The following is a 23,114-nucleotide window of genomic DNA, read 5'->3' as shown; positions in this document are numbered from 1 at the left end:
CGCGAGATTGGCTTGGCCGCAGGTCATAGAGGCCTTGGATTTATCTTTTTGGCCAAGGTTTTCTGAGCCTGGCTTGTCTTATAGAGAAAAGCAAATTGTCAGAGAAACCAGAACATATAAGATACATTAGGCAGGTACTTTTGACCGGCATTTCAAGAGAAACGCTGATGGAGATATACCAGATATGCGTCAATCGCCGCAAATGCTGCCTGGTTGGTTTCAACGACTATTCCAAGCATATCGTCAATCTTCTACCGGAAAAGATTGAGGCGATTATTGACGATGACCCAGCGGTTCTTGGGATCGAGTTTCGCGGAACTAAAGTGGTTGCCTCGTCAGGTGAGTTTGAGAGCCATGTCATGGTGGTCTGCAAATATGATTACCTCTCTGAATATACAGCCAAACTAAAGTTTCGGCACGATGACCGAATTATTGCGACACCCAAAAAATTCGGTGACCAACCTACAAGGTTCGCTGACCCCTACAGGCACGATGCGCTTCAAAGAGCCGTGTTCCGTGACTGGCAGGATGTTCCGAACTCCATGATGTCTCAGGACAAGATCATGTTTCTTGTCGAACTGTTGAAGAGCTGCGCTTCGCTTAAGGGCAATGTGGCTGAGTTCGGCGTCTGACAAGGCGGCAGCGCCGTCGCGCTAATGCGGCCGGCAAAACACCTTGGTGCCACCAAAGATTTCCTGCTTTTCGACTTGTTTGAGTCCCTGTCGCCACAGTTCAAAGAAGCGATCATGTGCGATGATGAGATCAAAAGACGACTGGCCAAAGAGGGGGAGTTCCAATTTGTTGAAGGAGACATGAATAAGCGTATCGCAGAATTCGGTGAAGAAAAATTCTGCTTTATTCACTATGATCTGGGCTACCATCCAAATGTCCTGCGCTTTCTTCTGCACAAGTTGGTAGATGGCCGCGTGGTGGTGTTTGACAATTACGGATTTGCGACGGCAAGCCCTGCGTTGTATCAGACATTTTTTAAAGGATACGATCAGGCTGTAATGTCGGTCCCGTTCTCGGAACAGGGCGTGTTGATCAAGCGACCTATGAGCGCCGCCGCCAACGAAAGGCTGGCAAGCGAAGTCGCCGGATATGCTAAAACGGTGAGCGCAGCATCTTGAAATGAGTGGAAATGAGGTGTGGGGCCCTTAGCATATTGATCTGGATATCTTGTCAGGAATGGCTCAAGGCTGCCGCAATTTATGCCTTGGTGGCTGAGCCAAGCGGAACTCCCATGTCTGAAAGTACTTTAAAGAGGTCAGAAGGGCTTTGATACAGCAGTTCAGCAAAGCAAACGCTTACCTCCCATCTGGACGCCCCTGCCGTGTCGGTTTAGAACCGCCACGAATAAGGGGGCAGTGATATGCGAATTCTGGTCACAAATGATGATGGCATCAACGCCCCCGGGCTTGTTGTGGCAGAGGCCTTGGCCAACGCGCTGGCCGGTCCGGAGGGCGAGGTTTGGGTGATCGCCCCGGCCTTTGAGCAGTCCGGCGTTAGCCATGCGATTTCCTATGTCCGGCCGATGCGGATCGAGAAATTCGGACCGCGGCGCTATGCAGTTGAAGGCACCCCCGCGGATTGCGTCTTGGCTGGTGTCGGTGACATCCTGAAAGACACGCCGCCCGATCTTGTGCTATCCGGCGTCAATCGCGGGCATAATGTGGCCGAGGATACGCTTTACTCCGGCACCATCGGCGCCGCGATGGAGGCCGCGATGCACGGGTATCGTGCGATTGCCATGTCTCAGTATTTTGCCCCGACTAATGCCGGTCTTGAGGACCCGTTCGAGGTCGGGCGCCACCATGGCGAAAAGATCATTCACCGCCTTCTGGAAAGCGCCCCCTGGCGTGACAATCGCTACGGTGTCTTTTACAACATCAACTTCCCACCCCTGCCCGGCGATCAGCTCAAGGGCGTGCGCGCCAGTTTTCAGGGCCACCGCCCCGATCCCAGTTTCTCGGTCGAACCGCATATCGCCCCCAATGGTCGCCGCTTTCTTTGGCTGGGCCATGGCAAAGGGAATGCCGCGACCGAAGCGGGGTCAGACGCACACTCTACCATGAATGGCTATGCCACCGTCACACCGCTGCGCGCCGACCTGACAGCGCATGAGGTGATGGACCCGCTGAAGGACCTGTTCGATGGCTGACCCATCGGTCATGGAATTCGTCATGAGCCTGCGCATGCATGGTGTCATCGACACTGAAGTTTTGCGCGCCATGGAGATTACGCCGCGCGATACCTTCCTGACCGAGACCTTCAGGCAGCGCGCCCATGATGACGTGCCGCTGCCCATCGAATGCGGCCAGACGATTTCCCAGCCATCAGTGGTCGGCCTGATGACACAGGCTTTGAAGATGGATCGGCGCTGCACGGTGTTGGAGGTCGGTACCGGCTCGGGCTATCAGGCGGCCATTCTGTCGCATCTGGCCCGCCGGGTTTATACGACCGAGCGGCACAAGACTTTGGCGCGCACCGCCAAGGCGCGGCTGGACCAGCTGGGCTATACCAATGTCACCGTCATTCCGGCGGATGGTACGCGTGGTTTGCCCGATCAGGCCCCATTTGATCGTATCCTGGTGACAGCCGCCGCAGAAGACCCCCCCTCCCCATTATTGGAGCAGTTGAAGGTGGGCGGCATCATGGTTCTGCCGGTAGGGCAAACCGATGCTGTGCAAACCCTAGTGAAAGTGGTAAAACTAGATAAGGGCTATGACTACCATGACCTTGGTGCGGTGCGATTTGTGCCATTGATCGAGGGCATGTCAGAGGAGTAGCCTTATCAGAGGCACGCAGAAAACCCTGACTTAACAAAGGGCTGCATACAAATGTTACGGGCGGTACATATGACGAATATTGCAAGAACACCCTTGCGCGTCAGCCTTTGGCTGGGCGCGGCATTGGCTTTGGCCGGATGCGAAAACGGCATGGATTTCGGCACGGTCGGGGACATGTTTGGCGGAAATCGGCCTCAAAACGGCGCGGAGGTTCTGCCAAGACCCGATCCGGATGCGCGCGGCGTTATCACGTATTCCACATATCAGGTGATGGTTGCCCGCAACGGCGACACAGTCGCCTCTATGGCGCAGCGGGTCAATCTGGACCCAGCAGAACTGGCCCGACACAACGGCCTGTCAGCGAATTATGCACCGCGCCCAGGCGAGGTTCTGGCCCTGCCCCGCAATGTCGGGGGTTCTATCAATGACAATGTCTGGAGCCCGCAGATCGCCTCTACCGCGCTGGATAATATCGAAACGCAGCCACTGGGCGCACCAGCATCAGCCCCGGCCAATGTTGCCGGAGATAATCCTTTCAACAACGGCCAGGCCGGTACAGTGGTTAATCCAATCCGCCACCGAGTCCGTGCGGGCGAAACGGCGTTTTCCATCGCCCGGCTCTATAGTGTTTCGGTCACTGCATTGTCGCAGTGGAACGGGCTGGATTCGCAGATGACCCTGCGCCCGGATCAGGAATTGCTGATCCCTGTGACGGCCAATCAGCGAAATGGTTCGGCGACGCAAGCGGCCGCGGTCAATGATCCCGGCACACCTTCGCCAGTCACCGCCCCGCCCTCTTCGACAAGACCGCTTCCACCCAATCAGGATATTGACGCGGCGCAGAAGCCACCGGCCCCTGATCTGTCTTCGGATCTGACCAAGCCACGCCAAACAGCGGCTGCCTCTAGCGGTAAGCTGTTGCTGCCGATCGCGGGTGCGAAGGTGCTGCGACCTTACGCAGCCTCTGGCCCACGCAAGAACGAGGGCATTGATTTCGCCGCCCCCGCCGGGACCGAGGTTCGCGCTGCTGGGGATGGAGAGGTTGCATTGATTTCGGAATCTCTGGGCGGTCTTGGCACCATCGTTCTGATCCGCCATCCGGACAACCTCATGACCGTTTATGGCCGGGTCACTGGGGTCAGTTTGAAGAAAGGTGATCTGGTGAAGCGCGGTCAGCGGGTGGGCGTCGTGGCCAAGGGCGACACACCAAACCTGCATTTCGAGATCCGGCGTGGAACGGCAAGTGTCGATCCTAAGCCTTATCTTTAAGCAATAAGTCAGCCGATACGGCGGCCTTGCAGGGCTGCCGTATCGGAACGTTCGGCTGAACTAGGCCGCTTTTGAGCCCAACTTAGCCACGGTTTCCATCCATTTCGACACGCTGCCAGGCTTTGGATGGCTTGCGCCTGAAAAATAGGTGATCTGCGTCGGTTTTATTCCCACAAACCCAAAGATTTGCCCTTTGAGTTGCCAGATCATGGCACTTTTATATGCCAACCTTAGAAACCCGGGGCGTGTCTGATGTAACAACAATCCGTCCGGTGCGCCCCGTCAGCAAAGGTGCGGGGATACCGAATTTAAAGCGTTTCGAGTTTACCTTGAGACATCACATAAAATCGAAACGCGTACGCCATATAGGCTTATCACCGCGTTTCGGGATAATCCTTTGTCTCAGGTTTATCCCGAAACGCTTTAGGCTGACGCGAATCAAAGGCTGTTCCGGGCAGAAATGTTCTGTCAAACAGGCCCTTAAGCTTTGCAGGCAATCCGCCCCACCACATGGGCGTCATCAGCACAAAATGCTCTGCCCAATCCAAGTCCTGCATGAACTGCTCCAGATCAGCTTCCAGCGGTTTGATGTGGGTATAGCTGCCAAACTCAAAATCGATGTCGAACCGATAGTCGCGAAGGTGAGCCAATCGAACGTCATGGCCGTTCTCCTTTGCGGCCTTTGCATATGTCTCTGCAATGGTGACCATCTAACGACATAGAGTTTGCGTAGCTGCGCGAGTGTTCGAAAGTCAGTTCGACTTGATTGAATTGAAAACTCTGTGCGTCGGCCGAGCCGGCCATGGCAAGAGCGATGATTGCAGGATTCAGTTTCATGTGTCCCTCCATCGTGTTCTGAAGGAGAGGTCGTGGTCGCCGGGCAATTGGTTCAATAACGCCGAAACACGCTTGGTGGTATTTTAGGTAGATGGCCTAAAGTTAGGCACTTGAGCTGTTCCGACCCGCATCCAGCAAAACACCGCGCCGCCCTGCCAGATCGGTGATGTATTGCCAGGCAACGCGGCCCGAACGGCTGCCCCGGGTTTGTTGCCATTCGATGGCTTCGACCCGCAGCGTTTCATCGTCAATCTCGATTCCGAACGCATCGCAATAGCCACGGATCATCGCCAGATAGGCCTGCTGATCGCAGGCATGAAAGCCAAGCCACAGGCCAAAGCGATCAGATAGTGAGACCTTTTCCTCCACCGCCTCTGCCGGATTGATCGCCGAGGAGCGCTCGTTCTCGATCATATCGCGGGGCATCAAATGCCGCCGGTTCGAGGTCGCGTAGAAGATCACATTATCGGGCCGCCCCTCGACCCCGCCATCAAGGATCGCCTTGAGCGATTTGTAATGGGTGTCGTCATGATCAAAGGAAAGGTCGTCGCAAAACAGGATAAAACGCGCATCCGCCTCGCGCAGCATGGTCAGCAGACGGGCAATGGATGGTAGATCTTCACGCTGAATTTCCACCAGCTTCAGCGCCGGAAAATTCGCCTGAACATCAGCATGTACAGCTTTGACAACAGAGGATTTTCCCATCCCGCGTGCGCCCCAAAGTAGCACATTGTTGGCTGGACTTCCCTGGGCAAACTGGCGGGTGTTGTTCAACAAGGTATCGCGCGACCGGTCGATGCCGACCAACAGGTCAAGCGGGACGCGGTTCACCCTGGCAACCGGGCTCAGGCGATCTGGTTCCGTATGCCAGACAAAGGCACTGGCAGCATCCAGATCAGGTGCGCCTTGCGGTGGCGGGCTGATCCGCTCAAGTGCGGCGGCGATACGTTTCAGGGCTGATTTGCTCATGGTCCCGGTTCCGGCTCGGGTTTGGTTTCGGCATCGTCATCCTCGTCCGCGTCGAGCATGGCTTCGGCTTCGGCAAAAGCAGCGTCATCCTCGTCCTCATCGTCGTAATACCCCTGCTCCCGCAATTCCGCCTCGCGCTTTTTCTCGACCATCGAGACAAGCCAGATCGAAATCTCGTAAAGCCCGTAAACCACAGTGAACAGGATGACCTGCGTGATTACATCGGGCGGGGTCACAATCGCGGCCAGAACCAAAATGCCGACAACGGCATACTTTCTGACATCGCGAAGACCGTCAGCTGAAACAAGCCCTACCTTCCCCATCAAAGTCAGCAAGACCGGCAACTGAAAACACAGACCAAATGCCATCAGAAATTTGAGCGTAAGGCCCAGATACTCTTCCATAGATCCTTGGAAAGCGATGGTCGTGCCGGGCAGAGTGTCGTTGCTCGCTTCCTCTGACAATCCCTGCTGGAATCCCAAGAAGAAATCGAATGCGAGTGGCAAAACAACGTAATATGCAAAAGCCGCACCCAGAATGAACTGAACGGGCGAAGCTATCAAAAATGGAAGAAAAGCAGACTTTTCAGATCGATAGAGACCGGGCGCAACGAAACGCCAAAGTTGAAGGCCAATTATAGGAAAGGCTAGTGCAAAGCCGCCGAACATCGATATCCGGATGGCCGTCATAAAGCCTTCCTGAAGCTTGATTAACTGAAGGTTACAGTCCTGGTTCAGGCTAGCTAGAGCATCGCATACTGGAATCGTCAAAAAACCAAAGATCGGCTTCCATACGGTGTAACAAATCACCATCGCGATTATGAAAGCCAGCACCGACCGGATCAGCCGGGTGCGCAATTCCGCAAGATGCTCGATCAGGGGGGCGGCGCTGTCATCAATGTTGTCGTCGTCGGATGCGGTTGCCATTCAGGTCGGATCCTTGGCCGGTGTCGGTTCAGGGTCCGGCGCCGCTTTGGTCGCTTCGGTCTTGGGGCTTGGGTCCTTCGCGTTATCCTCACTCAGCACCGATTTCTTGGCGTAATTCTTAGCCATGTTTGTCGGCCGTACATCAGAGATCGTGCGCAGATCATCCAAGCCTTTGGACGCCTCCTTAAGGCCGGACTCGTCTGCCGCTTCTTCCATGGAGCGTTGGAACTCGCGCGCCATGCCGCGCGCCCGGCCCATGAACCGGCCGACAGTGCGGAACATGCCCGGCAAATCCTCGGGCCCCACCACGATCAGCGCGACAATGCCGATCACAAGCAGTTCCATCCAGCCGATATCCGGCATCCCCTAACGCTCCTTGAAAATCAGGCGTTGTCTTTTTCAGCCGCAGGTGTGACGTCGCGGGCGTTTTCCGCGTCTTCATTGGCGGCGTCTTCCAGCTCTTTCTTGCCGTCATTCAGGCCTTTCTTGAAGCTGGTGATGCCTTTACCAACCTCGCCCATCAGCGAGGAGATCTTGCCGCGCCCAAACAGGACAAGCACGACCACGGCGATCAGTACCATGCCCATCGGGCTGATATTGTTGAAGAAAAGTGGCATATGGGTCATTGAGCTCTCCGGTCAGTCCCTGCTAGCGCCCGTGGCGCAGTTTTGCACATTCGGCTGATATGTATTGCTTTCGGAGGCCGGGATAAAGGCCTCAGCGTAAAATGTGACGATTTTTCCGTCATACAGGTGTTGCCTCGGTGATCCAGGGACTATCAACCTTGGTCTGGGTTTTGCAGGGAAAAACAAAACTCCGGTCGCGCCGCAGCGACAGCCAAAGCGGCGTTCCGGGCTTTGGCAGAAAGACCCCCGGGACGGTAACCTTCAACACAGAACCATCGTGATCCATCCGCATTTCCACCAGGCTTTCATGCCCCATGAACCGCGCCCGCGCCACCTGCCCACGCGCCGGAACCCCGTCCTGCGGCGTGGGCAAAGGGCCAGAGCCATTGCGATCAAAGTCGATCTTAAGGTGTTGCGGACGAATGACAATTTCCACATCCGCTTCATCGCGCATATTGGGGCAAAAGAACGCTCCAAACGGGGTCTCGGTCTGGAAATTCTTCACCTCGCCATGAATCACATTGATGTCCGAAAAGAACCCGGCCGCATCGCGATCCACGGGCGCGTTATAGATGTTGTAGGGCGCGCCGACCTGAACGATACTGCCCTTGCGCATCAGGGCAATCTCATCGGCCATACGCATGGCTTCGTCTGGTTCATGGGTCACCAGCAGAACGGCGGTACGTTCTTCTTTCAGGATTTCCAGCGTTTCGTCCCGGATGGCATCGCGCAAGCGGTTATCCAGGCCCGAGAACGGCTCATCCATGAGCATCACACCGGGTCTGGGGGCGATGGCGCGGGCCAGGGCCACGCGCTGCTGCTCGCCGCCTGACAGCTGATGCGGGTATTTTGCCCCCTGCCCGTCCAGCCCGACACGGGACAGCAACTCTGCGACGCGGTCCTGCCGCTGACTGCGCGGCAAGCCATAGCCGACATTCTGGGCCGCCGTCAGATGCGGGAACAGGGCGAAATCCTGAAACATCATGCCGATGCCGCGCTTTTCCGGCGGCAGATGCACGGTTGCGTCCCCGACCACCTTACCATCAATCCGGATCGTGCCGGCCTGCGCCCGTTCCACTCCAGCAGCCATGCGCAGGGTCGTTGACTTGCCACAACCAGATGGGCCCAGCAGACAAGTCACCTGCCCCGGCAAAATGCTGAGTGACACATCCGATACCGCATCGGTCTCGCCGAAACTGCAACTCAGATGATCAAGCTCAAGGCGTGGGGTCATGCCTGTCCGATAAATTTACTCAGGGTTCCGGGCCGTCTAACAACCACGCCCCGCCATCGCAAGGGGTTAGAGCGTCGCGTTAAACCCGCCGCCATCCAAAAGGATGTTTTGACCGATGATGAAGCCGGCATGTTGAGAACACAGGAAGGCACACATCGCGCCGAACTCTTCGGAGGTGCCATAGCGCCCCGCTGGGATCGTCGCCTCACGCCGTTTGCGTGCGGCGTCGAGCGTGATCCCCTCGGCCTGACTGACCGCAGTATCAAGCGAGGTCGCCCGATCCGTGTCATGCAGCCCCGGCAGCAGGTTGTTAATCGTCACACCAGAATGAGCCACCTGCCGCGATGTGCCTGCGACATATCCCGTTAGCCCGGCCCGGGCAGAGTTGGACAGCCCAAGCACCGGGATCGGCGAGCGCACGGCCTGCGAGGTGATGTTGACCACCCGCCCCCAGCCTTTCTGCATCATATCAGGCACACAGGCTTTGATCAGAGCAATCGGCGTCAGCATATTGGCATCAAGGGCGGCGATAAAATCCTCCCGCTCCCAGTTTTCCCAGGAGCCGGGGGGCGGTCCGCCTGCGTTGTTCACCAGAATGTCGGCACCCTTTCCGGCGGCAAGCACCTCGGCCTGTCCGTCGGCTGTGGTGATGTCACAGGCCACGGTCGTCACCGTCACACCATGTGCGCTGCGGATTGCCTCGGCCGTTGCCTCCAGCGCGTCAGACCCGCGCGCATTCAGGATAAGGTCAACACCAGCGGCGGCCAACGCCTCTGCACAGCCACGGCCAAGCCCCTTGGACCCGGCACAAACGATGGCCTTCTTCCCTGAAATCCCAAGATCCATGATGCGCTTTCCCCTATCGGTTTGTCTGTCGCCAGGCAGGCTGTCCTGCGGCTTTGTGAAAACATGGCTGGTTCCGTTGCCTCCGTCCAGCCTCTATAATCGTGAAATGTCCGACCGCGCCGACATCCTGTTTTATCCGCCACTTGCATCGGTCATCGCCCCGGTGCTGGCTGTGGCGTTAGAGTGGCTTTTCCCGCTGACCCTGCTGCCGTTCTGGTTCAACCTGCCGTGCTTTGTCGTCGGACTTGTCCTGTCAGGGGCCGCCGGATGGCTTGCCGCCGCTGGCGTTCGGGCGTTCAAAGCCGCAGGCACCCATGTCGATCCGCATGAACCGGCCTTGGTCGTGGTCACAGATGGCCCGTACCGGTTTACGCGCAATCCCATGTATCTTGGTATGGTGCTGCTGCAAGTCGGACTGGGTCTTGCCTTTTCGCTGGACTGGGCCTTGCTGATCGCCCCCATCCTTTGGGTCCTGCTGCATTTCTGCGTGGTTCTGCACGAAGAAACCTATCTTTGCGACAAGTTCGGCACCGAATATCAGGCGTTGCTGTCGAAAACCCGGCGCTGGTTGTAGCCGCGGGGGCTGGACCCGGCCCCAAAGCCCCGATATAGGCCGAAACATGCTGGACCGTGCCCATAACCGCCCCGACCTGCCCGCCGAGATTGCCCGGCGGCGCACCTTTGCCATTATCTCGCATCCCGATGCGGGCAAGACGACCCTGACCGAGAAGTTTCTGCTTTACGGTGGCGCGATCCAGATGGCCGGTCAGGTGCGCGCAAAGGGAGAGGCGCGGCGCTCTACCTCGGACTTCATGAAGATGGAGCAGGATCGCGGGATCTCGGTCTCGGCCTCTGCGATGTCTTTTGAATTCAAGGAGTTCTGGTTCAATCTTGTCGATACACCGGGCCACTCGGATTTCTCGGAAGATACCTATCGCACCCTGACGGCGGTGGATGCGGCTGTCATGGTGATCGACGGGGCCAAGGGCGTGGAAAGCCAGACGCAAAAGCTGTTCGAGGTGTGCCGCCTGCGGGATTTGCCGATCCTGACCTTCTGTAACAAGATGGACCGGGAAAGCCGCGATACGTTTGAGATCATTGACGAAATTCAAGAAAACCTGGCGATTGACGTCACCCCCGCCAGCTGGCCCATCGGTGTGGGCCGCGAATTTCTGGGTGCTTATGACCTGCTGAATGATCGGCTGGAACTGATGGACCGGGCCGACCGCAATAAGCGCGCAGAATCGATCCAGATCGACGGTCTGGATGATCCAAAAATCGCCGAGCATGTGCCTGAACATCTTCTGGAAAAGCTGCGCGAAGAGGTCGAAATGGTGCGCGGTTTGCTGCCTGCCTTTGACCGGCAAGCGTTTCTGGACGGCACGCTGACACCGATCTGGTTCGGCAGCGCCATCAATTCCTTCGGTGTGCAGGAACTGATGGATGGCATCGGTAATTTCGGGCCAGAGCCGCAGGTGCGACCAGCCTCAGAAAGACAGATTTCTCCTGATGAAACAAAGGTTTCCGGATTTGTCTTCAAAGTTCAGGCCAACATGGATCCCAAGCACCGCGACCGCGTTGCTTTCGTGCGTCTGTGTTCAGGGCATTTCAAGCGCGGCATGAAGCTGACCCATGTGCGCAGCTCAAAACCGATGGCGATATCAAACCCGGTTCTGTTCCTCGCCAATGACCGTGAACTGGCCCAGGATGCCTGGGCTGGCGATATCATTGGCATCCCCAACCACGGCCAGTTGCGCATCGGCGACGCCCTGACCGAAGGCGAAAAGCTAAGGTTCACCGGCATCCCCTCCTTCGCGCCGGAATTGCTGCAATCGGTGCGCGCCACTGACCCGATGAAGGCCAAGCATCTGGAAAAGGCCCTGACCCAGTTTGCCGAGGAAGGCGCGTCAAAGCTGTTCAAGCCGGTGATCGGCGCAGGCTGGATCGTCGGCGTGGTTGGCGCCCTGCAGTTTGAGGTTCTCGCCAGCCGGATTGAACTGGAATACGGCATCCCGGTGCAGTTCGAGCCGACGCAGTTCACCTCTGCCCGCTGGCTGTCCGGCCCGAAGGCCGAGGTTGACGCTTTCATCAACGCGAACAAGGGGCATATGGCCGAGGATCATGATGGCGACCCGGTCTATATGACCCGCCTGCAATGGGATATCGACCGGGTCGAACGCGATCACCCCGACCTAAAGCTGACAGCGACCAAGGAAATGTTAAGTTGAACCCGATTTGGTCGGGCCGCTCCGGCTGACCGCGGACCAAAACCCGACAGGACACGCTGAATGACAGAGCCAAAGCGCCCGCTTCTGCACCGTCTGCTTCGCAAAAAGCCATCCACCTACGGCCCGCAATGGCCCAAGGAGACGCCGCAGGATGAACACGCCCGGCTGCCCAATCTGGCAGAGCGGTTTCGGCGGCGACGTGGGCTGCGAAAGAAGCTCGGCAACATGATGCCGCCGTTGGATGTGGACTTTGCGCCATATTTTGTCGAGGTGCAGGCGCCGCCCGATCACATCCCCGAAGGTCCGCGCAGCAAGATGGCGGTGAACTCCGCCCGGCTGAAAAAGCAACTCGCCGGGCAGCCGCAGATCGTCTATTTTCACGCGTTGTTCGTCAGCTATTTGCGCCGCAACTCTGCCCATACAGATCATGCCCGACGGCTGTTTTTCCGCCTGTGGCAGGACCATGGGACCGAATTGATGCCACTTCTGGATAACCGCTGGCTGATCTCTGCCCTTCAGACCTTTCATGATCACGGCCTGAACGAACATCAGCGCCGGATCGGCAGCGTTGGCTGGGTCTATGCAAATCTGCTGAAATTCGCCGAGGCAGAGCGCAGCTATTGCGATATGGACCCGAAAGAAACCTACCCGGGCCAGATAATTAATCGCATGGGATTTCCCCATTGCGGTGCGGCTTCGCTGGATCAGACAGATGCCATGCTGAACACAAATGCGCTGGTCTATGAGCTGGCCTTCCTGGACCCGGTGGCCGGTCCGCTGCTCGAAGAATTACTGGTTCGGGTGCGAAACGCAAACACCCTGTTCTGGCGTATGGACGCGACCCGGGCCAAGCTTGGCCTGCTGCCGGAGAAATACAAGAACTATGGCTGCTTTGCGGAACCCTATCCGGGGTCGGATCAGGCCAGCAAAGCCAGTTCCGATTGACCTTTCGCAAAAAACGAAGTATCCCGCAACCAGTCGAAAAGACCGGCAATATGGCTGGTCTGGCCGCGCGGAATTGCGGCCATAACATTCGCCGCATGACCGAAGGACTTACATGACCGAATTTTCTGACCTGGGGCTCGACCCCAAGGTATTGCAGGCCGTAATCGAGGCCGGTTACACCACGCCCACCCCTATTCAGGCCGAAGCCATCCCGCATGCCCTTGAGGGGCGCGATGTTCTGGGGATCGCCCAGACCGGCACCGGCAAAACGGCCTCTTTCACATTGCCGATGATCACCATGCTGGCCAAGGGCCGCGCGCGTGCGCGGATGCCGCGCAGTCTGGTTCTGGCCCCGACCCGGGAACTTGCCGCACAGGTCGCTGAGAATTTTGAGGCGTATTCAAAGAACTCTAAACTGTCGATGGCACTGCTGATTGGCGGCACCAGTTTCAAAGATCAGGATCGGCTGATCGACCGCGGTGTCGACGTTCTGATCGCCACGCCAGGCCGCCTGCTGGACCATTTCGAGCGCGGCAAGCTGATGCTGACCGGTGTTCAGGTCATGGTGGTGGATGAGGCCGACCGGATGCTGGATATGGGCTTCATCCCCGACATTGAACGCATCTTCAAGCTGACCCCCTTTACCCGTCAGACCTTGTTTTTCTCGGCCACGATGGCGCCCGAGATTACCCGGATCACGCAGGAATTCCTGTCTAATCCAGTCCGGGTTGAGGTGGCGCGTCAGGCGACAACCTCTGAAACCATCGAACAGGCGATTTGCAAGCACAAGCCAAAGCGCCGCGACACATCTGACAAAGAAAAGCGCGAGGTTCTGCGTCGCCTGATCGCGGCTGAGGGTGAAAAGCTGACCAACGGTATCATCTTCTGCAATCGCAAGCGCGATGTGGATATCGTTGCCAAGTCCCTGAAAAAACACGGGCTTGATGCGGCCCCGATCCATGGCGATCTGGATCAGTCGATCCGGACCCGTACTTTGGACAGCTTCCGCGAAGGGGAATTGAAACTGCTGGTTGCCTCGGACGTTGCCGCCCGTGGGCTGGATGTGCCCTCAGTAAGTCATGTGTTTAACTATGATGTTCCGACCCATGCCGAGGATTATGTGCATCGCATTGGCCGGACAGGCCGTGCTGGGCGCGAGGGCAAGGCCCTGAGCCTTTGCTGGCCGCACGAGCAGAAATATCTCGACGAGATTGAAGAACTGGTGAAGAAATCGATCCCTGTGATCGACAGCCCGCTGGGCGCAGCCGATACGACCGAGGATGCCCCTCGCACACGACGCAAATCCGACAAGGAACCGTCCGAACCGGTTGAGAAAAAAGCCAAATCAAAGACCCGCAGCAGTGAACCCGCCCCGCAGAGAACCGAGCGCGGCGGACGTCGCTCGGATCGTGGTGGCAAGCCGGTGATTGGCATGGGGGATCACATCCCCGCCTTCCTGATGCAGTCGATGAATGTCGACGACCTGCTGGCCGAAAAGCCCGAGCCAGAGGCACCGGCAGAGACCGCAGCAGAAGATGCGCCTAAGCCGAAAAAGAAAACGACCCGCAAGCCGCGCAAGGCCAAGGCCGAGAAAGAGGCTGAACTGGCCGCCAAGGCGGAGGCAGAGGCCAAGTCTGACACGGATGCTGTCAAAGCGGTGGAGGTTTCTGACGATACGACAACCCCGCCCAGTGCAGAGCCGGCCGAGGAAACCGTCAATGCGCCTAAGGCGGAACCGACGGAAGGCGCCAAGGCTGTAGTAGATGACACACCGCCCGCCAAACCGGTCCGCAAGCCCCGCAAACGGGTTTCAGCCAAGTCGGTAGTGGCAGAAGTGACAACTGGGGCGACCAGCGAGTAATTATCGTGCGGGCCAGGTATGCTCATAAAGGCAGCAGGTTTCAGCCTGCTGCCATAGCCTGAATTTAAGGTGCCCCGACCGCACTAAAGCGTTTCGAGTTTACCTTGAGACATCACATAAAATCGAAACGCGTACACCATATAGGCTTATCACTGCGTTTCAGGATAATCTTTTGTCTCAGGTTTATCCCGAAACGCTTTAAAAACCGTCTAAGCGGTTATTCCTCAAACCGATTGATCAGGACCGTCACAAGGGGTTTCTTCCCAACATGGTCCTGGCTTTCCGACTGAACCGCCTTGACGATCAGTCGTTCCAGCGCGTCATCATTATCCAGCACCTTGCGTGCTGCGCCTTCGATCTGGGTCTCGATCACCGCCTCCAGTTCCGGCGACAGGCCCGGTTCCCCCGGCATGCCAAGCGTATCAACCCAGACCCCGTCAATCAGGCTGCCATCTGCCTCAAGCATCACTGATACCGTGACCAGACCGCGCAGCGCCATGCGCATGCGGTCACGCACGACACCGTCCATTGCCCCGATCAGCACAGACCCATCCTGATAGACACGGCCGGTTTCGATATTGTCGATCACTTCGGCTTTTTCCGACGTCAGATCGACAATCGCGCCATTCGGGGCCAGCACGCCATTGATACCGCTGGCCTCTGCCAGTTCGGTATGCTCGCGCAAATGGCGATGCTCCCCATGCATGGCAATCAGATTGGCCGGGGCCAGAACCCGGTGCAATTCCTGAAGATCGGGCCGATTGGCATGGCCCGAGACGTGGTACAGACCGGACGAGTCGTCGATCACGCTGACACCGGCCTCTGACATCTGGTTGAGGATCCGGCTGACCGGAACCTCATTGCCCGGGATGGTCTTGGAACTGAAAAGAAAGGTGTCCCCCTTCTTCAACTGGAATCCCTGATAACTCTGACTGGACAGTTGCGCCGTTGCAGCGCGCCGTTCACCCTGTGATCCAGTGGCCAGGATGAACAGATCATTGCGGGCGATATCATGCGCCTCATCAATCGGCACGACGGGTGGGAAATCGGTCAGAACACCAGTCGAAACCGCGGTTTGAAGCATCGTATTCATCGCCCGTCCCAGAATAACGACCGAGCGGCCAGCATCATGAGCCGCCTGCGCCAGTGTCTTCAACCGTGCGATATTCGAGGCAAAGGTGGTTGCGCCAACCAGCCCTTTGGCGTTCCGGATCAGTTCCGTAATGGCGGGCTTGATCTCAGCCTCGGAACGGCCCGGTTTGGGCGAAAACACATTGGTGCTGTCGCAGATCAGGGCTTTGACACCATCCTTTGCAATATCGCGCAGGACATCCGGGTCATAAGGTTCGCCCACCAAGGGCGTCCGATCCAATTTCAGATCGCCGGTATGCACCAGGCGTCCGTCCTGCGTATCAATCACAAGGCCCGAGGCCTCGGGGACCGAGTGTGCGACCGGCAGAAAGCCCACGCGAAACGGTCCCATATCGGTCATCTCGGGCCATGGCCCGACCTCGTGCACGATATCGGGGTCTTTGCCGAAACGATCCAGCTTTTGCCGTGCAATCTCGGCGGTGAAGCGCCGCGCGTAGACTGGGGCCTGCAGCTTGTCGATCAACAGACCCAGCGCCCCAATATGGTCTTCGTGGGCATGGGTGATCAGGATTGCCTCAAGCCGGTCAGCGCGGTCTGCTATGAACTGCGGATCGGCCATGATCAGATCAACGCCCGGTGTTCCGTCCATGGATGGAAACGTCACACCGCAATCAACCAGGATAAACCGCTGATCGCCAACCGGGCCGTAACCATACAAATACATGTTCATGCCGATTTCACCTGCGCCCCCAAGGGCAAGGTATGTCAGCTTGTTCTCTTTGCTCATATCATGTCTTTCTGTTAAGCGCGTCGATCAGCACCAGCCCCTTAAGGGTGACCTGTGTGTCGATGACGTCAAATATCTCTGTGCCTTGTTCGAACAGCGTGGACAGCCCGCCGGTTCCGATGACTTTCATTGGGCGGTCGCGTTCGGCGCGGATCTGTTTGCAGATCCCTTCGATCAGGCCGATATAGCCCCAAAACACGCCGGACTGCATACAGGCCAATGTGTTGGTGCCGACAACCACCTGCGGCTTGGTCACATCCACATGGGGCAAAGCTGCAGCGGCCAGATGCAGCGCCCGCATCGAGGTATTGACCCCCGGCGCAATAACCCCGCCGATATAGGCCCCATCGGTATCAACCACATCAAAGGTCGTCGCCGTGCCGAAGTCGATGACGATCAGGTCGCCGCCATATTCATGATAGGCACCAACCGTGTTGACCAGACGATCCGCCCCCGCCTGAGAGCCCTCGTCGATGCGCACATCTATGCCCAGCTTGCACTCTGGCTTACCGACCACAAGCGCGCGACAGTTAAAGTAGCGGTCAGACAGAACCCGAAGATTGAACAGCACCTGCGGCACAACCGAAGACACGATCACGCTGTTCACGTCAGAAACCGCCAGATTTTGCAGTTCCATCAGCGAGGATAGCCAGACGAAATATTCATCCGCCGTGCGCAGATGATCGGTCGAGCAGCGCCATTCCCCAAGGAACGTGGTCCCGTCATGCACGGCGAACATCGTGTTGGTATTGCCCACATCAACTGCCAGAAGCATCGATTGCCTCCCCTTGAAAATAGACATCTGCCGCTGGCAGATGGCGCTGCCCGGACGCGGTCTCGATAACCAGCGCACCGGTTGCATCAATATCCCGGAAGGTGCCTGTTATTTCTTCATTTGGCAAACGCGCAACGATGGGCTCGCCCAAACGGGCAGCCTGAGACAGCCAGGCCGTGCGAACCGGCGCGAACCCTTCATGGGTAAGAATGGCCTCCCAACGGGCAAAAGCGGCAGCAAGTGCGTCAAGAAGGCCCGTTGGCTTGAGTGTCCCGTCAAGGGCAGCCGGAGGCACGGCTCTGGCTTCGACCTCGGACGGATCGGGGGCGGCCGCAAGGTTCACGCCGATCCCGATGCACAATATTTGCTGCCCATTGAGCATCGTGCTTTCCAGCAGGATGCCGGCCAGTTTTCCGCCATTCAGCAACACATCATTTGGCCATTTCAGTGCCAGTCCGGTCACACCGAACGCGCTAAACGCCTCTTGCAGGGCCAGCGCCATGGTAAAGGACCGCAATGCGGCTTGCGCCGGACCGCCCGTCGGGGTCATGGCCAAGGATGCGGCAAAGTTTCCCGGCGGCATAACCCAAGGTCGGCCCCGCCGCCCGCGTGCGACCGTCTGTTGATCCGCCTGGATCCAGAATGGCGTCACCTCGCCAGCCTGCACCCGGCGCATTGCTTCGCTGCTTGTGCTGTCGACGCTCGGCAGGCAAACCCGCCCCCAACCGTCTGGCCAGGTTTGCGTCAACTGGTCAACGCCGCTGCGGCAACATCGGCAAACCCGTCAAGCCCCAGCAGGTTATAGAGGCCAAGCACCATCGCAGCCGCACTCACCCCCATCAGCGCCCAGTGCAGCGCAGGCATGGTGCCATCCAGTGGCTCGGTCTCTTCGCCGAAATACATCAGGTAGATGATCCGCAGATAGTAGAAGGCCGAGATGACCGAGGCGATAACCCCCGCCACTGCCAGCCAAACCAGCCCGGCATCCACCGCCGCCGTCAGCACGAAGTACTTACCCCAGAACCCGACCAAGGGTGGCAGCCCGGCCAGCGAGAACATCAGGATCGCCAGACAAAGCGCGCGGGCCGGTTCGTTGCGCGAATACATGCCAAGGGCATAGATATCCATCACCGCACGGCCCCGCCGCTCCATGTTCAAAATGAAGGCAAAGACGCCGACATTCATGATCACATAGATCGCCAGATAGATCAGCATGCCGCTTGTTCCGGCCTTTGTCCCGGCGGCAAGCCCCATCAGGACAAAGCCCATATGGCCGATAGAGGAATAGGCCATCAGCCGTTTGATATTGGTCTGACCAATAGCGGCAATCGCGCCCAGATACATCGACAGCAGCGACAATAGCGCCAGGATTTGCTGCCAATCCGAAACGGCATCGCCGAACCCGTCATGCAGCACGCGGGCGAACATCGCCGCCGCCGCTACCTTAGGCGCGGTGGCGAAAAAGCCGGTGACCGGGGTCGGTGCACCCTCATAAACATCCGGGGTCCACATATGGAACGGGACGGCGGACACTTTGAACGCTATACCCGTACACAGAAACACCAGCCCGATGAGCGTGCCGATTGGCATGTCATGGGCGGCAACCTCGGCTATGCCTGCGAAAAGGGTCGTGCCGGTACTGCCATAGATCAGCGACGCGCCATAGAGCAACAGGCCAGAAGACAGGGCGCCAAGAACAAAATACTTCAGCCCGGCCTCGGTCGACTTGACGGAGTCTCGGCGGAAGGCGGCGATCACGTAAAGCGCCAGAGACTGCAGTTCCAGCCCCATATATAGCACCATCAGGTCCTGCGAGGATACCATGATCATCATGCCGACAATCGCCAACGCCATAAGCACCGGGTACTCGAACTTCATCATGTCGTGCTTTTGCAGATAGGCCACCGAAAGGGCCAGCATAGCCGCCCCGCCCCACAGCATCAGCAGCTTGGCGAAACGCCCGAAGCCATCATCGACAAAGCTGCCATTGAAGGCGGTATTTGTGCCCTCGGGCATCATCAGGATCCAAAAGCCCAGACCGGTCAGCACAATCACCGCGGCCCAGTGCACCAGCCGCGAGGCCGCATCATGCGTCCGTGAAAACACCCCGAACATCAGCGCGACCATGGCAAAGACCGCAAGGATCAGTTCCGGCAGGATCACCTGGATATTGTCTGCAAGCATGCTCCTGCCCTTTCTTAGTGGCCGGTGGCGACCTGGGTCGCCGTTGCGGCATTGGCCAGCGCTGTTTCATATTGGCCGATCAGCGCCTCGACCGAGGGACCGATAATGTCCAGCACCAGCGCCGGGTAAATGCCCAATAGCAGGGTCATCACGATCAGCGGTGCGAACAAGGCTTTCTCTCTGCGGTCCATATCTGTGATCTGTTTCAGGCTTTCCTTGATCAGATCGCCGAACACGACGCGGCGATAGAGCCATAGCGCATAACAGGCGGACAGGATCACCCCGGTCGTCGCAAGAAACGCCACCCAGGTATTGGCCTGAAACGCTCCTGCCAGCGTCAGGAATTCGCCGACAAAGCCGGACGTCCCCGGCAAGCCCACATTGCCCATGGTAAACAGCATGAAGATCAGCGCAAAGGCCGGCATACGGATCACCAGTCCGCCATAGGCATCGATATCGCGGGTATGCATCCGGTCATAGATCACACCGACACTCAGGAACAGCGCACCCGAGATAAAGCCATGGCTTAGCATCTGAAAAATCGCCCCGTCGATCCCCTGCCGGTTGGCCGCAAAGATGCCCATGGTGACAAAGCCCATATGCGCGACCGAGGAATAGGCGATCAGCTTTTTCATGTCTTCCTGCATCATCGCCACCAGACTGGTGTAGATGATGGCAATGACACTCAGCGCAAAGACAAAATCCGCCGCCATGTCAGACGCAACCGGGAACATCGGCAGGCTGAAGCGCAGGAAGCCATAGCCGCCCATCTTCAACAGGATCGCCGCCAGCACCACCGATCCCGCCGTGGGCGCCTGAACATGCGCATCGGGCAGCCATGTATGCACAGGCCACATCGGCATCTTGACGGCAAAGCTGGCAAAGAAAGCAATCCAAAGCAGCATTTGCATACCGCCAACAATATGGAAGCCCATCACCGTTATGGTGCCAGAGGCAAAGGTATGGTTCAGCAGCGCCTCAATATCCGTGGTCCCTGCCTCGCGCGCCATGGCGATCATAGCAACAAGCATCAGAAGCGATCCAAGCAGCGTATAGAGGAAGAACTTGAACGAGGCATAGATGCGGTCCTTGCCGCCCCAGATGCCGATGATCAGGAACATCGGGATCAGGCCCGCCTCGAACAGGAAGTAGAACAGGATCAGGTCCAGCGCGCAGAACACGCCAATCATCAGCGTTTCCAGCAGCAGGAACGCGATCATGTATTCCTTGACCCGATGCGTAACACCCCAGCAGGCCCCGATGACGATCGGCATCAGGAAAGTGGTCAGCATCACAAACAGCACCGAAATGCCGTCCACGCCCATCTTGTATTGCAGGGTCAGGTCGCCAAAACTCAGCCATTCATAGCTTTCGACCAGCTGAAAGCCGGGCAGTTCCGGGTCGAACTCTGCCAAAATTCCCAGAGAGATCAGGAAAGTCGCCCCGGTTACGCCAAGGGCGACCCAACGCGCATTGCGCTGGCCAAACTCGTCATCGCCGCGCAGGACCAGCAGTGCGACCACACCCAGCAGAGGCAGAAACGTGACCAGTGAAAGGAGATTGTCCATCAGCCTGCTCCTCCGACAAGCACGATCAGAAGTATGGCCGACAGCCCGACGAACATCGCAAAGGCATAGTGGAAGACATATCCCGACTGCGCCCGCCCTGCGAGTTTGGTAAAGAACGGCACGATCCCTAGCGCAAGGCCATTCAGCCCGCCATCAATCGTCGCACCATCGCCTTTCTTCCACAGGAACCGGCCCAGCCATTTGGCTGGCCGCACAAAGAGAAAGTCGTAGACCTCGTCAAAATACCACTTGTTCAGCAGGAACTGATACAACGCCTCGTTCCGTTCGCGCAGCTGACCGGGCAGTTCCGGGCGTCGGATATAGAACATCCATGCCGTATAGAGGCCAAGTAGCATGGCAAAGAACGGGGCCAGTTTCACCAGAACCGGGACATCGTGATAGGCATGCAGCACCCATTCTCGGCCCTCGGCTACATCGCCAACGGGCGTGGTGGCCTTGGCTGCGTGGTCGTCGGTTCCATGGCCTGCATCTGCGGCAGCAGGGTCATTTCCGTGATCTTCAGTGCTGTGATCCGCAGCCGGGGGCTCTGCGTGCTCATCTGCGGCATGATCCGCCGCACCGTGACCGGCCTCCGTTGTATGCGCATCGCCATGGTCTCCGGAATGGGCGGCGATATTGTAGATCGCACTGCCAAAGAACTCTTCAGAGGTCTCGCCAACAAACTTGTTATAATAGACCATCCCCGCCAGAACCGAGCCGACCATCAGTACCATCAGCGGGATCGTCATCACACGGGGGCTTTCATGAGCATGGGCGTGGGTATGCTCGTCCCCGCGCTCCTCTCCGTAGAAGGTCATGAACATCAGCCGCCAGGAATAGAAGCTGGTGAACAGAGCCGCGATGAGCAGCATCCCGAAACCATAGATCGAGTGCCCGGCATAGACCCCTTCGATGATCGCGTCTTTGGACACGAACCCGGCCAGTCCGAGCGGCACATGCGCGATATAGAGCAGCGGGATCCCCACCCCGGTGATCGCAAGTGTGCCGATCATCATCGCCCAGAAGGTCACGGGGATCTTTTTGCGCAGCCCGCCATAGTTCCGCATGTCCTGCTCATGATGCATTGCATGGATGACAGAGCCTGCGCCAAGGAACAGCATCGCCTTGAACGCGGCATGGGTAAACAGATGGAACATCGCTGCCTGATAAAATCCGACACCGGCTGCGGCAAACATATAGCCCAGCTGCGAACAGGTCGAATAGGCGATCACACGTTTGATGTCGTTCTGCACCAGCCCCACTGTGGCAGCGAAGAAGGCGGTCGTTGCGCCAATCACCGTGATGAACTGCAGCGTATGCGGCGCAAACTCCATCAGTGGTGACATACGGCAAACCAGGAAGACACCGGCCGTCACCATGGTCGCGGCATGGATCAGGGCAGAAACCGGCGTCGGCCCCTCCATCGCGTCGGGCAACCATGTGTGCAGAAACAGTTGTGCCGACTTGCCCATAGCGCCGATGAACAGCAGCAGCGCGGCCACCTCGGCGGCATTCCAATCCGTCCACAGGAAATGGATCGACTCCGAGGCCAGCGCGGGGGCCTTTGCAAAGATATCATCGAACTGAATAGAATCGACCATGAAGTAGATGGCGAAAATCCCCAGGGCGAGGCCGAAATCCCCAACCCGATTGACGATAAACGCCTTCATCGCTGCCGCGCTGGCCGATGGTTTGCGATAGTAAAAGCCGATCAACAGGTAAGACGCGACGCCGACCCCCTCCCAGCCGAAGAAGAGCTGCAGCAGGTTGTCCGAGGTCACCAGCATCAGCATCGCAAAGGTAAAGAAGGACAGGTATGCAAAGAAACGCGGCTTATAGCTTTCGCCGTCCTTCCATTGCGGATCATGGTCCATGTAACCAAAGCTATAAAGATGCACGAGCGCCGAAACCGTGGTCACAACCACCAGCATGATGGCGGTCAGCGTATCGAGACGAATGCCCCAATCCACGCTTAGCGTGCCACTTGAAACCCAGCGTAGCAAAGGGATCTGCTGTACCTCGCCCGGCTGACCGAAAAAGACGATCCACGACAAAAGCGCCGACAGAAACAAAAGGCTGGTGGCAAAGGTCATCGCCGCCTTTTCGCCGATAAAGCGATGCGTAAAGCCGCAGACCAATGCGCCAATCAGCGGCGCAAACAGGATGATGGTGGTCATG

At 57.8% G+C, this 23,114-nt stretch carries 21 protein-coding genes and 1 pseudogene; 9 read left to right on the top strand and 13 right to left on the bottom strand.

Translation table 11 applies throughout. The features are described 5' to 3' along the window. Positions 1–140 precede the first annotated feature (140 nt). The 5 genes from ACW9UQ_RS07910 (at position 141) to ACW9UQ_RS07890 (ending at position 4,058) form a co-directional block, all read left to right on the top strand. Entirely contained in the window at positions 141–632 is a 492-nt protein-coding gene (locus tag ACW9UQ_RS07910; RefSeq protein ID WP_458930469.1) for a hypothetical protein, read from the top strand. 24 nt (positions 633–656) lie between these two features. Next, the gene (locus tag ACW9UQ_RS07905) at positions 657–1,130 is read left to right on the top strand and encodes a hypothetical protein (protein WP_458930468.1); all 474 of its coding nucleotides are present in this window, start codon (positions 657–659) and stop codon (positions 1,128–1,130) included. A 242-nt stretch (positions 1,131–1,372) separates the two neighbouring features. Then, positions 1,373–2,161 carry a 5'/3'-nucleotidase SurE gene (gene surE, locus ACW9UQ_RS07900; protein WP_458930467.1) on the top strand — a complete coding sequence of 263 codons (789 nt, stop codon included), beginning with the start codon at positions 1,373–1,375 and terminating at the stop codon, positions 2,159–2,161. Further along, the gene (locus ACW9UQ_RS07895) at positions 2,154–2,789 is read left to right on the top strand and encodes a protein-L-isoaspartate(D-aspartate) O-methyltransferase (RefSeq protein ID WP_458930466.1); all 636 of its coding nucleotides are present in this window, start codon (positions 2,154–2,156) and stop codon (positions 2,787–2,789) included. The genes surE and ACW9UQ_RS07895 overlap by 8 nt, the downstream gene beginning before the upstream one ends. Before the next feature lie 69 nt (positions 2,790–2,858). After that, positions 2,859–4,058, top strand: coding sequence for a peptidoglycan DD-metalloendopeptidase family protein (locus ACW9UQ_RS07890; RefSeq protein WP_458930465.1), 1,200 nt, complete (start codon positions 2,859–2,861; stop codon positions 4,056–4,058). A 374-nt stretch (positions 4,059–4,432) separates the two neighbouring features. On the opposite strand, the gene ACW9UQ_RS07885 is transcribed toward ACW9UQ_RS07890, so the two are convergent. The 7 genes and pseudogenes from ACW9UQ_RS07885 to ACW9UQ_RS07855 all read right to left on the bottom strand — a co-directional run bounded on the left by ACW9UQ_RS07885 (position 4,433) and on the right by ACW9UQ_RS07855 (position 9,496). Beyond that, positions 4,433–4,768: an NAD(P)H-dependent oxidoreductase gene (locus ACW9UQ_RS07885; RefSeq protein ID WP_458930464.1), complete on the bottom strand. Its 336-nt coding sequence runs from the start codon at positions 4,766–4,768 to the stop codon at positions 4,433–4,435. Positions 4,769–4,997: 229 nt separating this feature from the next. Beyond that, positions 4,998–5,864 carry an ATP-binding protein gene (locus ACW9UQ_RS07880; protein WP_458930463.1) on the bottom strand — a complete coding sequence of 289 codons (867 nt, stop codon included), beginning with the start codon at positions 5,862–5,864 and terminating at the stop codon, positions 4,998–5,000. After that, positions 5,861–6,790, bottom strand: a complete 930-nt coding sequence (gene tatC, locus ACW9UQ_RS07875) for a twin-arginine translocase subunit TatC (RefSeq protein WP_458930462.1) — start codon at positions 6,788–6,790, stop codon at positions 5,861–5,863. The genes ACW9UQ_RS07880 and tatC overlap by 4 nt, the downstream gene beginning before the upstream one ends. 182 nt (positions 6,791–6,972) lie before the next feature. Further along, a pseudogene (gene tatB, locus ACW9UQ_RS07870) lies at positions 6,973–7,153 on the bottom strand (Sec-independent protein translocase protein TatB); the annotation flags it as partial. Positions 7,154–7,173: 20 nt separating this feature from the next. After that, positions 7,174–7,416 carry a twin-arginine translocase TatA/TatE family subunit gene (gene tatA / locus ACW9UQ_RS07865; protein WP_458930461.1) on the bottom strand — a complete coding sequence of 81 codons (243 nt, stop codon included), beginning with the start codon at positions 7,414–7,416 and terminating at the stop codon, positions 7,174–7,176. Positions 7,417–7,534: 118 nt separating this feature from the next. Next, positions 7,535–8,650 (bottom strand): ABC transporter ATP-binding protein, encoded by a 1,116-nt coding sequence (locus tag ACW9UQ_RS07860; protein ID WP_458930460.1) that lies wholly within the window; start codon positions 8,648–8,650, stop codon positions 7,535–7,537. A gap of 66 nt (positions 8,651–8,716) precedes the next feature. Further along, positions 8,717–9,496, bottom strand: coding sequence for an SDR family oxidoreductase (locus ACW9UQ_RS07855; protein WP_458930459.1), 780 nt, complete (start codon positions 9,494–9,496; stop codon positions 8,717–8,719). Position 9,497: 1 nt separating this feature from the next. Between ACW9UQ_RS07855 and ACW9UQ_RS07850 the strand changes: the two genes are divergently transcribed. From ACW9UQ_RS07850 to ACW9UQ_RS07835, 4 genes are all read left to right on the top strand, one after another. Then, entirely contained in the window at positions 9,498–10,070 is a 573-nt protein-coding gene (locus ACW9UQ_RS07850) for a methyltransferase family protein (RefSeq protein ID WP_458930458.1), read from the top strand. 46 nt (positions 10,071–10,116) lie between these two features. Next, positions 10,117–11,724 (top strand): peptide chain release factor 3, encoded by a 1,608-nt coding sequence (locus ACW9UQ_RS07845; protein WP_458930457.1) that lies wholly within the window; start codon positions 10,117–10,119, stop codon positions 11,722–11,724. 60 nt (positions 11,725–11,784) lie between these two features. Beyond that, positions 11,785–12,669, top strand: a complete 885-nt coding sequence (locus ACW9UQ_RS07840) for a hypothetical protein (protein ID WP_458930456.1) — start codon at positions 11,785–11,787, stop codon at positions 12,667–12,669. A gap of 112 nt (positions 12,670–12,781) precedes the next feature. Then, entirely contained in the window at positions 12,782–14,530 is a 1,749-nt protein-coding gene (locus ACW9UQ_RS07835; RefSeq protein WP_458930455.1) for a DEAD/DEAH box helicase, read from the top strand. 217 nt (positions 14,531–14,747) lie between these two features. Here ACW9UQ_RS07835 and ACW9UQ_RS07830 read toward each other — a convergent pair whose 3' ends face one another. The 6 genes from ACW9UQ_RS07830 to nuoL are packed head-to-tail and all read right to left on the bottom strand — an operon-like array spanning position 14,748 to position 23,113. Then, positions 14,748–16,409 (bottom strand): ribonuclease J, encoded by a 1,662-nt coding sequence (locus tag ACW9UQ_RS07830; RefSeq protein WP_458930454.1) that lies wholly within the window; start codon positions 16,407–16,409, stop codon positions 14,748–14,750. A 1-nt stretch (position 16,410) separates the two neighbouring features. Then, complete coding sequence (locus ACW9UQ_RS07825) at positions 16,411–17,184, bottom strand: type III pantothenate kinase (RefSeq protein WP_458930453.1); 774 nt, start codon at positions 17,182–17,184, stop codon at positions 16,411–16,413. Next, a complete protein-coding gene (locus tag ACW9UQ_RS07820) occupies positions 17,168–17,932 on the bottom strand; it encodes a biotin--[acetyl-CoA-carboxylase] ligase (protein ID WP_458930452.1) in 765 nt (254 codons plus the stop codon). Before ACW9UQ_RS07820 ends, ACW9UQ_RS07825 begins: the two co-directional genes overlap by 17 nt. After that, entirely contained in the window at positions 17,929–19,368 is a 1,440-nt protein-coding gene (gene nuoN / locus ACW9UQ_RS07815) for an NADH-quinone oxidoreductase subunit NuoN (RefSeq protein ID WP_458930451.1), read from the bottom strand. The genes ACW9UQ_RS07820 and nuoN overlap by 4 nt, the downstream gene beginning before the upstream one ends. A 14-nt stretch (positions 19,369–19,382) precedes the next feature. Continuing rightward, positions 19,383–20,936: an NADH-quinone oxidoreductase subunit M gene (locus tag ACW9UQ_RS07810; protein ID WP_458930450.1), complete on the bottom strand. Its 1,554-nt coding sequence runs from the start codon at positions 20,934–20,936 to the stop codon at positions 19,383–19,385. After that, the gene (gene nuoL, locus ACW9UQ_RS07805) at positions 20,936–23,113 is read right to left on the bottom strand and encodes an NADH-quinone oxidoreductase subunit L (RefSeq protein ID WP_458930449.1); all 2,178 of its coding nucleotides are present in this window, start codon (positions 23,111–23,113) and stop codon (positions 20,936–20,938) included. The genes ACW9UQ_RS07810 and nuoL overlap by 1 nt, the downstream gene beginning before the upstream one ends. Position 23,114: the final 1 nt, after the last annotated feature.

The sequence above is a fragment of the Halovulum sp. GXIMD14793 genome, from assembly GCF_054457435.1.
This window is presented reverse-complemented; position numbering and strand designations above follow the sequence as displayed.

Bases quoted from the DNA above. Each gene is read 5' to 3' on its own strand.
- surE (WP_458930467.1), top strand. From the start codon at position 1,373: ATGCGAATTCTGGTCACAAATGATGATGGCATCAACGCCCCCGGGCTT.
- ACW9UQ_RS07860 (WP_458930460.1), bottom strand. From the start codon at position 8,650: ATGACCCCACGCCTTGAGCTTGATCATCTGAGTTGCAGTTTCGGCGAG.
- ACW9UQ_RS07855 (WP_458930459.1), bottom strand. From the start codon at position 9,496: ATGGATCTTGGGATTTCAGGGAAGAAGGCCATCGTTTGTGCCGGGTCC.
- ACW9UQ_RS07890 (WP_458930465.1), top strand. From the start codon at position 2,859: ATGACGAATATTGCAAGAACACCCTTGCGCGTCAGCCTTTGGCTGGGC.
- ACW9UQ_RS07895 (WP_458930466.1), top strand. From the start codon at position 2,154: ATGGCTGACCCATCGGTCATGGAATTCGTCATGAGCCTGCGCATGCAT.
- ACW9UQ_RS07840 (WP_458930456.1), top strand. From the start codon at position 11,785: ATGACAGAGCCAAAGCGCCCGCTTCTGCACCGTCTGCTTCGCAAAAAG.
- ACW9UQ_RS07835 (WP_458930455.1), top strand. From the start codon at position 12,782: ATGACCGAATTTTCTGACCTGGGGCTCGACCCCAAGGTATTGCAGGCC.
- ACW9UQ_RS07885 (WP_458930464.1), bottom strand. From the start codon at position 4,768: ATGGTCACCATTGCAGAGACATATGCAAAGGCCGCAAAGGAGAACGGC.
- ACW9UQ_RS07830 (WP_458930454.1), bottom strand. From the start codon at position 16,409: ATGAGCAAAGAGAACAAGCTGACATACCTTGCCCTTGGGGGCGCAGGT.
- ACW9UQ_RS07825 (WP_458930453.1), bottom strand. From the start codon at position 17,184: ATGCTTCTGGCAGTTGATGTGGGCAATACCAACACGATGTTCGCCGTG.
- nuoN (WP_458930451.1), bottom strand. From the start codon at position 19,368: ATGCTTGCAGACAATATCCAGGTGATCCTGCCGGAACTGATCCTTGCG.
- tatC (WP_458930462.1), bottom strand. From the start codon at position 6,790: ATGGCAACCGCATCCGACGACGACAACATTGATGACAGCGCCGCCCCC.
- ACW9UQ_RS07845 (WP_458930457.1), top strand. From the start codon at position 10,117: ATGCTGGACCGTGCCCATAACCGCCCCGACCTGCCCGCCGAGATTGCC.
- ACW9UQ_RS07905 (WP_458930468.1), top strand. From the start codon at position 657: ATGCGGCCGGCAAAACACCTTGGTGCCACCAAAGATTTCCTGCTTTTC.
- ACW9UQ_RS07810 (WP_458930450.1), bottom strand. From the start codon at position 20,936: ATGGACAATCTCCTTTCACTGGTCACGTTTCTGCCTCTGCTGGGTGTG.
- ACW9UQ_RS07850 (WP_458930458.1), top strand. From the start codon at position 9,498: ATGCGCTTTCCCCTATCGGTTTGTCTGTCGCCAGGCAGGCTGTCCTGC.
- ACW9UQ_RS07880 (WP_458930463.1), bottom strand. From the start codon at position 5,864: ATGAGCAAATCAGCCCTGAAACGTATCGCCGCCGCACTTGAGCGGATC.
- nuoL (WP_458930449.1), bottom strand. From the start codon at position 23,113: ATGACCACCATCATCCTGTTTGCGCCGCTGATTGGCGCATTGGTCTGC.
- tatA (WP_458930461.1), bottom strand. From the start codon at position 7,416: ATGACCCATATGCCACTTTTCTTCAACAATATCAGCCCGATGGGCATG.